Annotated in this window: 13 protein-coding genes; 4 read left to right on the forward strand and 9 right to left on the reverse strand. The window is 52.4% G+C overall.

The window, feature by feature from the left end; all coding sequences use genetic code 11:
• Window positions 1-19: 19 nt before the first annotated feature.
• From PLF13_03465 to PLF13_03495, 7 genes are all read right to left on the reverse strand, one after another.
• The gene (locus PLF13_03465) at window positions 20-1,066 is read right to left on the reverse strand and encodes an ABC transporter ATP-binding protein (protein HOP06329.1); all 1,047 of its coding nucleotides are present in this window, start codon (window positions 1,064-1,066) and stop codon (window positions 20-22) included.
• Complete coding sequence (locus PLF13_03470) at window positions 1,067-2,158, reverse strand: DNA replication/repair protein RecF (GenBank protein ID HOP06330.1); 1,092 nt, start codon at window positions 2,156-2,158, stop codon at window positions 1,067-1,069.
• 49 nt (window positions 2,159-2,207) lie between these two features.
• Window positions 2,208-3,320, reverse strand: a complete 1,113-nt coding sequence (dnaN, locus tag PLF13_03475) for a DNA polymerase III subunit beta (GenBank protein HOP06331.1) — start codon at window positions 3,318-3,320, stop codon at window positions 2,208-2,210.
• A 269-nt stretch (window positions 3,321-3,589) separates the two neighbouring features.
• Complete coding sequence (dnaA, locus tag PLF13_03480) at window positions 3,590-4,963, reverse strand: chromosomal replication initiator protein DnaA (GenBank protein HOP06332.1); 1,374 nt, start codon at window positions 4,961-4,963, stop codon at window positions 3,590-3,592.
• 564 nt (window positions 4,964-5,527) lie between these two features.
• Window positions 5,528-6,574 (reverse strand): Mrp/NBP35 family ATP-binding protein, encoded by a 1,047-nt coding sequence (locus PLF13_03485; protein HOP06333.1) that lies wholly within the window; start codon window positions 6,572-6,574, stop codon window positions 5,528-5,530.
• 270 nt (window positions 6,575-6,844) lie between these two features.
• Window positions 6,845-7,504 (reverse strand): hypothetical protein, encoded by a 660-nt coding sequence (locus PLF13_03490; protein HOP06334.1) that lies wholly within the window; start codon window positions 7,502-7,504, stop codon window positions 6,845-6,847.
• Window positions 7,501-7,707 (reverse strand): helix-turn-helix transcriptional regulator, encoded by a 207-nt coding sequence (locus tag PLF13_03495; protein ID HOP06335.1) that lies wholly within the window; start codon window positions 7,705-7,707, stop codon window positions 7,501-7,503. Before PLF13_03495 ends, PLF13_03490 begins: the two co-directional genes overlap by 4 nt.
• A gap of 272 nt (window positions 7,708-7,979) precedes the next feature.
• On the opposite strand from PLF13_03495, the gene PLF13_03500 reads away from it, so the two are divergent.
• The 4 genes from PLF13_03500 (at window position 7,980) to PLF13_03515 (ending at window position 11,042) form a co-directional block, all read left to right on the forward strand.
• On the forward strand, window positions 7,980-8,192 hold the full coding sequence (locus tag PLF13_03500) for a DUF1858 domain-containing protein (protein ID HOP06336.1): 213 nt from the start codon (window positions 7,980-7,982) through the stop codon (window positions 8,190-8,192).
• Window positions 8,193-8,670: 478 nt separating this feature from the next.
• Window positions 8,671-9,618, forward strand: coding sequence for an isoaspartyl peptidase/L-asparaginase (locus tag PLF13_03505; protein HOP06337.1), 948 nt, complete (start codon window positions 8,671-8,673; stop codon window positions 9,616-9,618).
• 9 nt (window positions 9,619-9,627) lie between these two features.
• The gene (locus PLF13_03510) at window positions 9,628-10,080 is read left to right on the forward strand and encodes a GNAT family N-acetyltransferase (protein HOP06338.1); all 453 of its coding nucleotides are present in this window, start codon (window positions 9,628-9,630) and stop codon (window positions 10,078-10,080) included.
• A gap of 191 nt (window positions 10,081-10,271) precedes the next feature.
• On the forward strand, window positions 10,272-11,042 hold the full coding sequence (locus PLF13_03515; GenBank protein HOP06339.1) for a GNAT family N-acetyltransferase: 771 nt from the start codon (window positions 10,272-10,274) through the stop codon (window positions 11,040-11,042).
• Between the two features lie 88 nt (window positions 11,043-11,130).
• On the opposite strand, the gene PLF13_03520 is transcribed toward PLF13_03515, so the two are convergent.
• Window positions 11,131-11,478, reverse strand: a complete 348-nt coding sequence (locus PLF13_03520; GenBank protein HOP06340.1) for a hypothetical protein — start codon at window positions 11,476-11,478, stop codon at window positions 11,131-11,133.
• A gap of 24 nt (window positions 11,479-11,502) precedes the next feature.
• Window positions 11,503-12,873, reverse strand: a complete 1,371-nt coding sequence (locus PLF13_03525; GenBank protein HOP06341.1) for a hypothetical protein — start codon at window positions 12,871-12,873, stop codon at window positions 11,503-11,505.
• Window positions 12,874-13,368: the final 495 nt, after the last annotated feature.

A 13,368-nucleotide genomic window follows, 5' to 3' on the forward strand; every position in this document is an offset into this window, starting at 1 on the left:
TTTGACTCGATGCGTCACGCTATTTTATCCGTTGTCCTGAGTTTTTATCGAAATACATGAGAGAGTCGGGATCAAGGGCGAAGCGGACGGTTGCGCCAGGAGTGTAGTCCGTGGAAAGTTTCGCCGCCAACGTTTCGCCGAGATAATTGAGGCTCAGCACGAGGTGATCTCCCAGATACTCCGATCCAATCACCTTCGCCTCAAATGGACCGTCGGCCCGCACGATCAACGCCTCCGGCCGCACGGCGACCACAAACGCGGCTTTCGATGCAACCGCGCCCGGCAGTCGTTCCACTGATGAACCGAACAGCCGCGCGAAGCGGGTGTGGTCATCAATCGTAATGCTGTTGATCTTCGGTTGTCCGAGGAATTGCGCCACGAAGAGATGCTGCGGATTATCGTAAAGTTCCTCCGGTGTGCCAACCTGCATCAAGCGACCTTCGTGCAGCACGGCGAGACGGTCGGCCATGGTGAGCGCCTCGGCCTGGTCGTGCGTCACGTAAACCATCGTAGTCCCCATCTGTTTTTGCAGGGTGACGATTTCGCGCCGCATGCGAACGCGCAGATCGGCATCGAGATTGGACAGCGGTTCATCGAGCAGGAACAGATCGGGTTGACGAATAATCGCCCGTCCCAGCGCGACCCGCTGGCGTTGGCCGCCGCTGAGTTGACCCGGCTTGTCGTTGAGACGGGCCTCAAGGCCGAGCATCGTTGCCGTTTCTTTCACGCGCCGGTCGATTTCCGAACGGGGGACTTTCGCAACCTTGAGTGGAAACGCCAGATTTTTCGCTATCGACATATGCGGATAAAGCGAGTAGTTCTGGAACACCATCGCCACGTTGCGATCTTTGGGCGGCAATTGATCGATCCGTTTCGAACCAAGTATAATCTCACCGCGATCAACCTGCTCGAGACCGGCGATCAAACGAAGCAAAGTCGATTTGCCGCAACCCGAGGGGCCGAGCAGCACGAGCAACTCACCCGCCGGAAGCTCGATGCTTATCTCGCGCAGGACCTTGTTTTGATCGAACGATTTGCAGACAGCGTTGAGTGTGAGTGACGGCATTTATTGAATCTCCGCGACGCGGCCGGTTTCAATCCGGAAACTTCGACCGATTTCATGCAACGCCTGTGGGGGGCGAGTGGCTGTCGTTAGAAACAGTTGGCTGAATCCCTCGAATCCGGCAATCAACGCCTCGGTGCGGCGGTCATCCAGTTCTGCGAAAATTTCATCTAGCAACAACACCGGCGGCGTTTCCCGTTTGTCGCGGAGGATGTTGTAAGCGGCCAGCTTGAGTGCAATGGCAGCTGTGCGCCATTCTCCCTGAGAGCCGTGCGTGCGCGCCGGAAGGTTATTTATCGTCAGAGTGGCTTCATCGCGATGCGGACCGATCAAGGAAACACCGGCCGCTTGTTCGCGGGCGGCGATCATACGCAGCCTTTGATTGAACGCCGCTTCTATCTCCTCGCATGAGGCGGTTGCTTCGACCGGCACTTTGGGAGTGTACTCGATCGTAAGTTCTCCGCCCGATGAAATATCACGATAGTATTTGGCCGCCATTGGCGTCATTTGTGCGATATACTCTGCCCGCCCTACCATAACTTTACTGCCGATCGTAACCATGAGTTCATCGAACGGCGAAGGATCAGCACCGTTTTTCAGCGCGGCGTTACGCTGTGAGACACAGCGGAGATAGTCGGTCAGGTTGTCAAGATAACTCGATGAAAGCTGCGACAGGTGGATATCGATAAAGGTGCGCCGTTTGCCCGGAGAACCGCTTACTATTTCGGAGTCTTCGGGGCCGACCGACACCGCCGAGAACAGGCGGAAAAGTTGACTCAACCGTACCCCGACTCCGTCAACTGTTACCTTCTTACGTCCGCCCTTTTGGTAAGCAACCGCGACTTTGTAGTCATTATCTTCTGAAATCAGACCGCATTCCACGCGATAGATATCGTTCCCGTCCCGAACCATCGCAGCGTCGTTAGCGGTGCGTTGTGAGCGTCCCAGCGAACACACATACAGAGCTTCGAGCAAGTTGGTTTTTCCGGAACCGTTGTGACCGTAGAAAACATTGACTCCCGGGCAAAATTCAATATGGGCGTCTTCGAAATTGCGAAAACTAGTCAGATGTAACGATTCTATTCTCATGGCCATAAAAAATGGCAGATATTACATCTGCCATTTTCATCGGTTCAAATCTGCTCTAATCGGCCAAACGTAACGGCATGATCAGACACAGGAAATCATCCTTGGGTACTTCGGCACCGTATACGACCCCGGCCGCCACCGGTGTAGACAATTCGAAGATCACATCATCGCCGTCCATCTTACCCAGGATATCGGTGATGTAATTGGCGTTATAACCCATCTCGATATCATCACCACGATAGTCGCATTCAATCGTCTCTTTGCCTTCACCGCCCATGTCGGCGTTGGTCGTGGAAAGTGTTAAGCTCCCATTCTTGAGAGTGAATTTGACCTGGTGTGTCAATGCGTTGGAAAGGATCGAAACCCGTCGCACGGCGCCGGAAAGTTCCGCCTTCGAGACTTGAAGTTTCTTGTCGTTAGCTTTGGGAATAACCTGCTCGAAGTTCGGATACGGTCCCTCGATCAGGCGCGACGTGAGAATGACTTCTTCCATGTTAAAAACGATATTATTCTCACCGAAAATTATCCCGACTTCCGTCTTCGGATCATCCACCAGTTTCGGTATCAGATTCAACACTTTCGGCGGAATAATCACATCCTCGTTCAGTCCACGCAGCTTGGTGTTTTCGACTGCTGCTTTGGCCAGGCGATGACCGTCGGTGGCCACCATCTGCATCTTATCACCTTTTGTCTGCCAGAGAATGCCGTTGAGAGCCGGACGGGTTTCATCATCGGAGCAGGCAAAAGTTGATTTGGTGATCATCTGAACCAGTTCGTTACCGGCAATTTTAATTTCACGCTTGGTGTTCACCGCGGGCAGTTTCGGGAAATCATCGGCTGCGACGGTTCCGATTTTGTACGATCCATTCGGGATCTTTATCTCCATGCGTGAGCCGTTAACTTCAACCGTAATCTCCGACTCCGGAATCTCCTTGATAATTTCGGAGAGGATCCTGGCCGGGACCGATACCGCCCCTTTCTTACTCACATCACATTCGATCGCTTCCGTGATCGACACGTCCAGATCGGTCGCCGATATCTTGAGCTTGTTATCCAGAGCTTCGATCAGGACATTGGTGAGAATAGGAAGAGTTGATTTCGTTGGCACCACCTGCAGAACATTCTGCAGACAGTAACCGAGGCGTGATTTGGGTAATTTGAATTTCATACTGACTCCCCCGACGGGTTATCCTCCGGTGGTCTTATTATAATCCCTTTTTATATATCAAATACAGTAGTATTAATGCTGTCGAAATGTTGACAAGCTGCTGCTGTATTTTCCTTTCTTCATTAACCTCAATAATTTAACGGCTATAGAAGGGTGCTGAATTATCCCCAAACTTATAACCGTCTTCTGCACAAAGCAACCGCTTTTCCACCGCCGGCCGACTTATCAATAGTTTTCCCAAAAGCATCCACATCGTCATTCACAACTTATCAATACAGCAAAGATGCCGTAATCTGGTCCACTTTTTCGCGCAGGGCGCTGTCCGAGGACATCCGTTTCGAGATTATATCGCAGCCGTGAATAACGGTAGAATGGTCGCGACCGCCGAACTCCGCACCGATGGCTTTGAGTGAGCTGTTGGTCAAAGAACGCGACAGGTACATGGCAACCTGCCGCGCCAAAGCGATATTCGAGGTTTTCTTTTTCGCCCGCATCATCTCCGGATCGATGCTGAAATACTCCGATGTCTTGCGCTGGATGGCATCGATGGAAACGTCCCGCTTGGGTTTCGAAAAACTGTCGGAAAGAACTTTTTCCGCCATCGGCAGATCAATCGGGACTTTCTTGAGAGAAGCGTAAGCCATCAAACGAATCAAAGTACCTTCCAACTCCCGGATGTTGGTGGTTACTTTCCCGGCTACGTAGCGGATTACCTCGTCCGGCATGGAGGTTCCCTCGGAGTCGAGCTTCTTGTAGACGATCGCGGTGCGGTTTTCCAGATCGGGCGCCTGGAGATCGGTTACGAGACCCCAGGAGAAGCGCGAAAGAAGACGTTCTTCCAGTCCCTTGATATCACGCGGCGGTCGGTCGGAGGAGAGAATAATCTGTTTTCCGAGGTGATAGAGGGTGTTGAAAGTGTGAAAAAACTGCTCCTGAGTCGATTCTTTTCCGGTGAAAAACTGGATGTCATCGATGATCAGCACGTCGACATCGCGGTACGAGCGGGCAAACTCCGCAACCGATCCCTCGGAAATCGAGGAGATAAAGTCCGAGGTGAACTGTTCGGAAGTCGCATACACTACCCGTTTGTCCGGGAAGTTCTCGAGTATGCGATGGCCTATCGCCTGGATGATATGGGTTTTGCCGAGCCCCGTGCCGCCGTAGATATAAAGCGGATTGTAGCGAGTGGTGCCGGGAGCTTCGGCCACCGCCATTGAGGCAGCGCAGGCGAACTGGTTAAAATCGCCGACTACCAGAGAATCGAACTGGTAGCGGTCGTTAAGGTTGTGAGGCATCGGTTTGCTCGATGCCGGCGCCGGTTGAGGAACCGGTACGGTTGGTTGCTGGAATTCCAGCGAGGTCTGATTGGCTATTTCGATCGGTTTCGACACGACATAGCTGATGGCGAACTCGTTGCCGAGCACCTCACGAAATGATTCTTCAATAAGACCTTTGTAGTTTGAGCTGATCCAATCAGCTACAAACTTGTTGGGAACGGAAATGCAGAATTGCCCGTCACTGTTGGGTGTGCCTCGGGTCGGTTTGAGCCACGTATTAAACGACTGCTCTTTCATCCGACATGAAATATACTTCAGGCACTCCTTCCATTCCCTGCTGTTGGTGAGTTCATTCTGTGTACTCAACGGATCCCCCCAGATCGGTAAGTATTACAGTCCATTGGTAAAGTGCTGTCGCAATCCAATTGCTTGCAGTTGTAGAACTTGCAACCGGCGGTGAAGGATATAAACATAGTTATCAACATTCTTGTTAAAAACGCCCCGCCCTAAGTGTCTTAATCTCAACAGGTTTTATGTAGGTGGCGAATAGCTATCCACAGGTTATTAACACAATGTGGCTCAATCACTTTCATGTGTATAAATAGCCCTTACGGGGGGTAGCGTCAAGACCTCGTCACAGATTAATTTGTGGATTTCTGAAGTTACTGGTTGGCACGCTATTACGGATACCGTTCACGGTAACACGATTCACTCGCATTCTATATCCGGGCGTGTGTTGAAAACCACTTCTACGAAAATCCGTTTATGGGCAGGCACTTATCGCGGTTTCATCGTTGGCGATCGGATAGAGTTGCGGTTCGGGTTTTATTCGCATCGCATCGTTGTCACAGAGATAAAATCGGGCGACTTATACGCCGCCCGATCTGAGTCTGTGTGATCCGAATTAACGAACCGCTATTTTTCGTTTCGCTAAAGCGACTTCGCAATCGCCTCGAACATTTTTATCTGTTCGTCGGAGCCAAAAGCCGCAACCGGCTTACCGGCGTCGGCGCCCTCGCGTAAGGAGGTCATCAAGGGTATTTCACCTATTAGCTTAACACCGAGCTTCTCGGCCAGTTGTTTGCCGCCGTCTTTACCGAAAATATACTCGCGTTGACCGTTGCTTTCGAAATAGGCCATGTTTTCGATCACGCCAAGGACACTGAGGTTGGTCTTTTTAGCCATGCCGGCGACACGACCGGCGACATGTGTGGCTGTCGACTGCGGTGTCGTCACAACCAGGAGCTCCGCCTTGGGGAGAGACTGGGCCACGGTGATGGTTACATCGCCGGTGCCGGGCGGCAGATCGAGCAACAAGAAATCGAGATTGTCCCAAAGGACGTCGGAAATGAACTGCGTGATCATTTTGTGCAGCATCGGACCGCGCCAGACTACCGGTTCATCCGGACCGACGAAAAAGCCCATTGAAACGACCTGCAGATTGTTGCCCCAGCGGAGCGGGACCATTTTGTCGTCGATCACGGTCGGCTGTCCTTCCAGACCGATCATGTGCGGGATGGAGAAACCGTAGACATCGGCATCCAGCAAGCCTACCTTGTAACCCATTTTTGCCATTGCCACCGCCAGGTTGGCGGTTATGGTCGATTTGCCGACCCCCCCCTTGCCGGAGGCCACCGCGATGAAGCGTTTGGCAAATTTGACTTTCTCGGCGGCATCTTCACGATCCTTCTTGCCGTAACCCAACTTATCCTTGAGTGCCTGGCGTTGTTCATCGGTCATGACACCGAATTCTACCACGACTTCGGAAACGCCCTCGAGCGCACCGACGCCCGCCGCCACATCATCCTGGATTTTTGCCTTGAGCGGACAGCCCGCGATGGTCAGGGTTACCCCTACCGTTACCTTTTCACCGTCGATCTCGACTTTGTTGATCATGCCGAGATCGGTCAGCGGTCTTTTCAGTTCCGGGTCGTCGATCTTGCCGAGGACCTCCATCACCGCATCTTTGCTAATCATAATAGCCTCATTTCAACTAAGCCCCGTAAAAGGGCGGAAAATCATATTCTGCTCAAATCTGCTCGGGAAATTGCAGCGTTGCCCGGCAGGTTAAAGAATATACGCAATCCTAAGATTAATTAAAGCATTAATGGCTATAATGTTCCGGTAATGTGGGGGGGTTGAGGTGATTCTCGGTATTAGCTGAATAGACAGGGAGATCGAAACTCCTGTCAGTAAAAGCCATGCGGGTCAAGTTCCTTGGGAACCTTACGAGGGGCTGTATTAGGTTCACCCGGCCGGTTCGGGGTCGAGGCGACGGCGGTACCAGAGGCATCCCGCCGAAACTACCAGCGGCACGAACAACAACAAGGTCACCACGATCTGCTCCGATTTGTACAAGCCGAAAAAGTAAAACAGAAACAACGACAGAGCGATCACGATCAGCGCAATCGGCCGCGGGAACTTGCGCGACAGCAGGCCGAGAATCAATATGGCCCAGCCGGGGGTGCTGTTCATCAAAGATTCCAGCGTAAGTCCCTCCGCCGCGTTGAAGAGCAGATATAAAAGGCCTATCGAAATCAGGATCACGGTTCCGGCCGTGCGTGGTTCACCGACCATCAACAGGCCCGACAAAGCCCGCGCCGCCAGCCCGACAAATAAAAGACCGTACAGCTCATCACCCGGCTCGCCGCGCGACGTCCGGACGACAATCAAGGCTACGATCCCGATTATCAGCACGAGAAAGCCGATATTTCCCGAGCGCGAGTGGATTTGATTTTGCCGCTCGTCCTCGTACTTCCCGGCCAGGTTTAAAACGTTCAAGGCCGGTCGCAGAAGGTAAGCGCCGACGAGCAGAACGATCGCCCAGTTTTGTTGAAAGGCGGCCGCGATCAGGCCCAGGGCAAAAATCCCCAAAGCGGAATAGAAAATCGGGTCACGCTTAATCATAAATCCGACTCCTCCAGCTCGAACAGCCCATCGACAGTCGACCCGAGCTTCTTCGCCAGGATCAGCGCCAGCTTGACCGAGGGACTGTAATCGCCGCGCTCGATCGCGGCGATTGTCTGGCGCGACACACCGGCCAGATCGGCTGTCTGCTGCTGGGTAAGCTCCCCGTTTAGGAAGCGTTGTTTTCTGAGGTTCGTTTTCAATCGATTACCTTTTATGACATCGCTTTTATCCGGCAAGAGCCGAGCTGTTTATTGATGTCGGTCTAATGTAAAGAATACTTTACATAGTGTCAAGTATAATTTACTTCTAATGATATTGGTTTATAACTGTTTTTTTATCTATTTCGTCTGTAGTGAGATATTTTATCCATTGTGGATTGTTGAATGTCAGACTGCATGACAGTTCTCTCGAAGGAGCTTTTTCTGAATCAATCCGGTCCGAACGCGATCTAACAGAGCAGGAGGTGATGACTTTGATAGATGCAAACATAAACATCGAAGATATGGTCCATAAATATCCCGGCACGGTCAAATGGCTCATCGCCCACGGTCTTCCCTGTGTTGTTTGTGGGGAGCCTTTCTGGGGAACGTTAAAGGAGCTGTGTCAACAGAAGGGCTGGGACGATGAAAAGATTCAGGCGCTGGTTGATGAATTCAACGTTGAGCATAAAAGTCCTTTGAGTTAGCGACGAGCGCTTTTCAATAGTCATAGACAAAGATGCGTGTCAACTGATATCGCGGTCCGATAATTCCCCAATAAATGTTGTTTTCAAACGGACTGTACGAGACTCATGAAATTTCATGGGAAGGGATCTGTGTGGTCGGTCAAATAGGGACTGCTGAAAAAGTCATACACTCGGATATTCAGAAAAACACAACTGTGATGCGAGCGACATAAGGCCACCCGCTGCGCGAGGTTAAGGTTATTTAACGCGTAGCGGCGGGGCTTGTCTCCCCTGCAGAAAAGGTTATCCGCGGGCAGCAAATGCTTCGTCTGCTCCTGTAGTGAAGACTCGGGTGGCCAACCCGTCCACGGGTGGGGAGTGGGTTGCAGACCTTCAGGTCTTAGTAGGGCATGTCTCTCCGAGACATGCCAATGCTTTCTTGCTCGTCAGGTTGTGGGGATGCTATATTGCCTCATACTTTCAAACCTGAACGGACAGTATGAAAAATAAATACGGCATTGTGATCCACGGCGGTGCGGGGACAATTCTGCGCGAGAAAATGACTCCCGAAACCGAAACGGAAATTCGCGCCACCCTCAAACAATCGTTACAAGCCGGTTACGATCTTCTGGACGACGGTCGCGCAGCGCTCGATGCGGTGGTGGCGGCAATCAACGTGATGGAGAACTCTCCCCTGTTCAACGCCGGCAAGGGAGCGGTGTTTACTCACGACGGCGACTGTGAGCAGGATGCCACGATCATGGATGGAACCACCGGCCAAGCCGGAGCGGTGGCGGGGGTACGCCAGATTGCCAATCCGATCAATCTCGCCCGAACGGTGATGGAAAAATCGCCGCATGTTCTTCTCATTGCCGGCGGCGCGGAGCAGTTCGCACGGGAGCAGGGATTCGAGATGATGCCCCCGGAGTATTTTCATACCCAACTACGTCGCGATCAACTCAAGGCCGCACTCGAAAAAGAAAAAAGCTCTGAGGGCAAAGATTCCGGCTCGATAACTCTTTCCGAGGACGGCAAGCACGGGACGGTCGGAGCGGTGGCCCTCGATAAGGAAGGCCGTCTGGCCGCAGCGACATCATCCGGCGGTATGACCAATAAACGGTTCGGGCGGGTCGGTGATTCGGCGATTGTCGGCGCCGGCACCTGGGCCGATAAAACCTGTGCGATTTCCACTACCGGCCACGGCGAGTTTTTTATGCGCGGGGTGGTGGCGTACGATCTTGCAGTCAACATGGCCTATCGCGGTATGACGCTTGAACAAGCAGCCCGGACCACGGTGGCCGACAAGCTCGACGCGACCGGGGGAACGGGTGGACTGATCGCGATCGATCGCGACGGCAATTTTACTCTGCCGTATAACACAGTCGGTATGTACCGAGGATTTCTCATGCCTGGCGGCGAGCCCTACGTGGCGATTTGGGAGAAGTGAAGAGAGACCATGACTGCCGTTCCCGACATCTCCCTCCGAACCGCGAGCGACGCGGACTCCGAGTTTTTCTTCGAGGTTACCAAAGCAGCCCTCGGTAAATATATCGAGTTGACCTGGGGCTGGGATGAGGATCAACAGCGCCGTCTGCATGAAGAGAAATGGCACATCGACAATAGTTATGTGGTGATTGCAGAAGGACGGGAGATGGGGACTTTGCGCTATGAAGAAGGCTCCGAAAGGTTTTATGTCCGCTCGCTGTATCTTCTACCGGCCTGGCAAAACCGAGGCATCGGCACGCGTATCATGCGCTTGATTATGGATCGAGCTTCCTCCGCCGGTCTCCCGGTAGGATTGCATGTATTGAAAAACAATCCGGCGCGGCGTTTGTACGAACGCCTTGGGTTCGTGATTATCGACCAGAACGAAACCCATTTCGAAATGGAGTTCAAATTACCGGGATAGGCTCTGCCAGGATGAAGTTAATCACTACGCGAGGCTAGAGTCTGTCGTTCCGTAATTGGGGAGTGTTCATAAAAGTTACTTATTGCCTTCACGTTTTTTAATTGGTCGATTACTAGAACCAATTGTCCATAACAGCGGTTAAAGCAAAGTAACCGCTCCAAAACCAGGGCTGATAACAAGGGTGTCTGAAAATGGCGGACAAACAACAACTCTTTGCACGCTTTAAGAAAGACCCGCAGCTTTTTGCGCTACATATCGGCGATCTGGATGATTTCTATTTCGAGCGCTGTCGCTGGCTGACTCTCGGCGGCGAGGACGGTCCGGTCCGTGAAGTGATTCTCATTTACCGGGGACCCGGCCACCCAACCGTTCTGGCGCTCGGAAAAACGGATGATTTCCCGGCCTTTCTGGACAACTCACTGACGAGCCTACCCGACAAGTTCTATTGCCATTATCAGGATCCCAACGGTGATATTATCCGTAAGCTCTTCGATGAACAGCCGTTCGGCGAGTATTTCAAGATGGGTCTAACTCCGGAGGCTTATCGACCGCCGCTTTCGGACGACCGGGGCATCAAACGCTTACATGCCGATCATGCCGATGATCTGACGGCGCTTTATCGCAAGGCCTATCCGGGAAATTATTTCGACCGTCGCATGCTGGACACCGGCAAGTATTTAGGCTGTTTCAAAGACGACGAACTGGTTGGCGCGGCCGGGGTGCATGTTGACTCCGATGAATACAACATCGCCGTTTTAGGTAATATCACTACCCATCCGGATCATCGTCGACACGGTATCGCGACCAGGTTGACCGGGGCACTGGTCGGAGAGCTGGTTGAGGAAAAGAAAACAGTCTCCCTCAACGTTCATTCCGAGAACGATCCGGCCATTCGCGCCTATCGGCGATTGGGATTCAAGATTATTCATCGTTATCGCGAGGGTCTTTTCACACGCCGCTGATAAGTCTCTCCCCTCTACAGTTCCTGTCATTGCATGGAGCGGGACAACAAAGCAATCTCAGTCCGCTTGATTGGGAAAATGGTGAGGTTTATTCTTCCCCCGCCTCATAACGGCGCTGGTTCTTTTCCCAAATCGAGTCGCTTTCGCGGAACTTGATCTCCATCGAGACGGAATCGGCGATTCCTTCGGCGCCGGCGAAATTGCTGTCCCAGATCGGGGCGAGGCGGGCGGTGGAGTCATCCTTGAGACTGTTGATATAATCGAGCCGTGCACTTTCCGCCTCATCAGAGACGAATTTCGGCGAAGTCGTGTCGGTCGTTATGGTGGTGTCGGGAACAACGGTGTCGGCGGTATCGCCGCTGTCCATCGGCCGGAACAACTCGATTACGAACCAGAGCGCGATACCTATTGCGAATCCGATCAGAAATTTGCGCATAGTATACTCTCACTCCTCGAACGATCAAAAAATAACATGCAACGGCGTGCTGACTTCCGTGAGATCGAAATGCTGATTGTCCAGGTTGTACTTCTCCACTTCAGGCAAATGATAGAAACGATATCCTTCGGCCGATAGGATATCAACCTGATTTTGATCGAGGTAGTAGATGAATTTGAGGCTGTCGTTATCGTCGTTACGTCGCAACATTCTTACGTACGGCTCCCACCAGGCGATGCAGACCGCTGCTTTCCCGGGGAGCGATTCACCCTGCTCGATCAGGTTATGTACGAAGCGATCGCTTCTGATGCGTTTGTCGCGCAGAGACAAGATCTGTCCCTGTGATATTTGCATCGACGCGCCGGATTCTTTCAAGTCAAAAAAGCAGGTAAACGCCAGGATCACGCATATAGCGATCATGACTCTTCGATGCAAACTTCCGGCCAGGATCAATATCGCGAACGGCACGAGTGGAATCAGATAGGACGGTTCACAGGGGAGGCGAAGGAAAGCTACGACGTACAGGACGATTGCCACGATCGACGGCCGAAGAAAACGGCGCCATGACCTGTCGTGTTGGTCGTCCGTTACAACGGCGCCGGGGAAAAACGCTGCCGCCACTAAAATGAGGCCAAGCGCAACGGCGCCGAAATAACCCCAGACACCGAACGTCAACTTACTGAGGACGTCCACCATCGGTGTGCCCGAGACATCGTAGAAAGTGAAGAAGGCCTTGCCGTATTTCATGTAAACGGGCAGATATAAAATTGCGGAGGTTGCAAGTACGGGAATCAGATAGCACATTAACTGGATGAAAACGGTTCGCAAAGAAACTTTGCGCCAGGTAAGGCTAAGGATGATCAAGAACGGCAGAACCATAGCTCCCGAGGTAATGCGACAACCAACAGCCGCTCCGAGCGCTATTCCACTCCATATCAAACGCCCCTTGAGAAACAGGTAAAGGCTCAGCATGATGAACGCCAGCGCCCAGATGTAGTCCATCGTAATTGTGCCGGCCACATAGACAATAGGCGTGAAAGCGAGCGCCAAACCAGCGAGTTCCGCGTTTCTTACCTTCATGAGGCGGAGCGAGAGAATAAAAAAGACCACCGCGGCGACACTCATTATCATACTTGCGCCGTTCATGAGCCACGGCCCGCCGGGAATGAGAAACGCGGAGATAATCTCGTGCAGAGGAAAACCGGGAGGACGTGAGTAGACATAACTGCTTGTGTCCAGGATAGTCCTGGCGGCATTCGCAACCCGCCAGGCGTCGGGGTCATTGCCGTAACCGGGTGTCAGAAACGGCAGACGCGAAAGACCGACGACAGCCGCAATGAAGATTAGTGCTTTGTTGGTATCCTTCAATTTCTTGAGAGTAGCAATTGGATTCAAACCATCAAACTCCCGGCGCTCGTAATCTAGATTATTAATTCCTGCTGGTTTGACCGCGAACAAGTCAAACGATGTCACAAGGTAGGCGTACCGGGCGCGGCTATCAAGGTTTATTGCAATGACGGGAATTGTAAGGTCGGGACCCTTGGTCCCGACATCCTGCGCTTGACTAGCGTGCGGTGCGCAGGCCGGGATCCCCGCGATCCCGGCCGGTTCCGGAGCGTTATTGCCAATTGATGGCAGGTCTCGGAAAGATCTGCTCTACTGGATGCTTGGAAGGATTGATATCGTCGAAATCACAGTGATTTGGTCTTACGAGTAACTTCAGCGTCAGGACCGCGAGGGTCCTGACCTACGAAGAAAATGTAATTTTCGACAAACCAAAAAAGCCCCCGCAAGCGCAGGGGCTGACCTTGTTCATAGTACCTTGTGAAACCTTTTTCCCACCCAAGGGGTGGGGCACGGTTACCTATGTCCGGTTTGTGCAAACGTCTG

This window comes from Candidatus Zixiibacteriota bacterium (genome assembly GCA_035380245.1).
Classification (GTDB): domain Bacteria; phylum Zixibacteria; class MSB-5A5; order GN15; family FEB-12; genus DAOSXA01.

What these genes read in the sequence shown, in the direction of transcription:
- PLF13_03465 (HOP06329.1), bottom strand. Translation starts at nt 1,066, where the DNA reads ATGCCGTCACTCACACTCAACGCTGTCTGCAAATCGTTCGATCAAAAC.
- PLF13_03470 (HOP06330.1), bottom strand. Translation starts at nt 2,158, where the DNA reads ATGGCCATGAGAATAGAATCGTTACATCTGACTAGTTTTCGCAATTTC.
- dnaN (HOP06331.1), bottom strand. Translation starts at nt 3,320, where the DNA reads ATGAAATTCAAATTACCCAAATCACGCCTCGGTTACTGTCTGCAGAAT.
- PLF13_03485 (HOP06333.1), bottom strand. Translation starts at nt 6,574, where the DNA reads ATGATTAGCAAAGATGCGGTGATGGAGGTCCTCGGCAAGATCGACGAC.
- PLF13_03490 (HOP06334.1), bottom strand. Translation starts at nt 7,504, where the DNA reads ATGATTAAGCGTGACCCGATTTTCTATTCCGCTTTGGGGATTTTTGCC.
- PLF13_03505 (HOP06337.1), top strand. Translation starts at nt 8,671, where the DNA reads ATGAAAAATAAATACGGCATTGTGATCCACGGCGGTGCGGGGACAATT.
- PLF13_03510 (HOP06338.1), top strand. Translation starts at nt 9,628, where the DNA reads ATGACTGCCGTTCCCGACATCTCCCTCCGAACCGCGAGCGACGCGGAC.
- PLF13_03515 (HOP06339.1), top strand. Translation starts at nt 10,272, where the DNA reads ATGGCGGACAAACAACAACTCTTTGCACGCTTTAAGAAAGACCCGCAG.
- PLF13_03520 (HOP06340.1), bottom strand. Translation starts at nt 11,478, where the DNA reads ATGCGCAAATTTCTGATCGGATTCGCAATAGGTATCGCGCTCTGGTTC.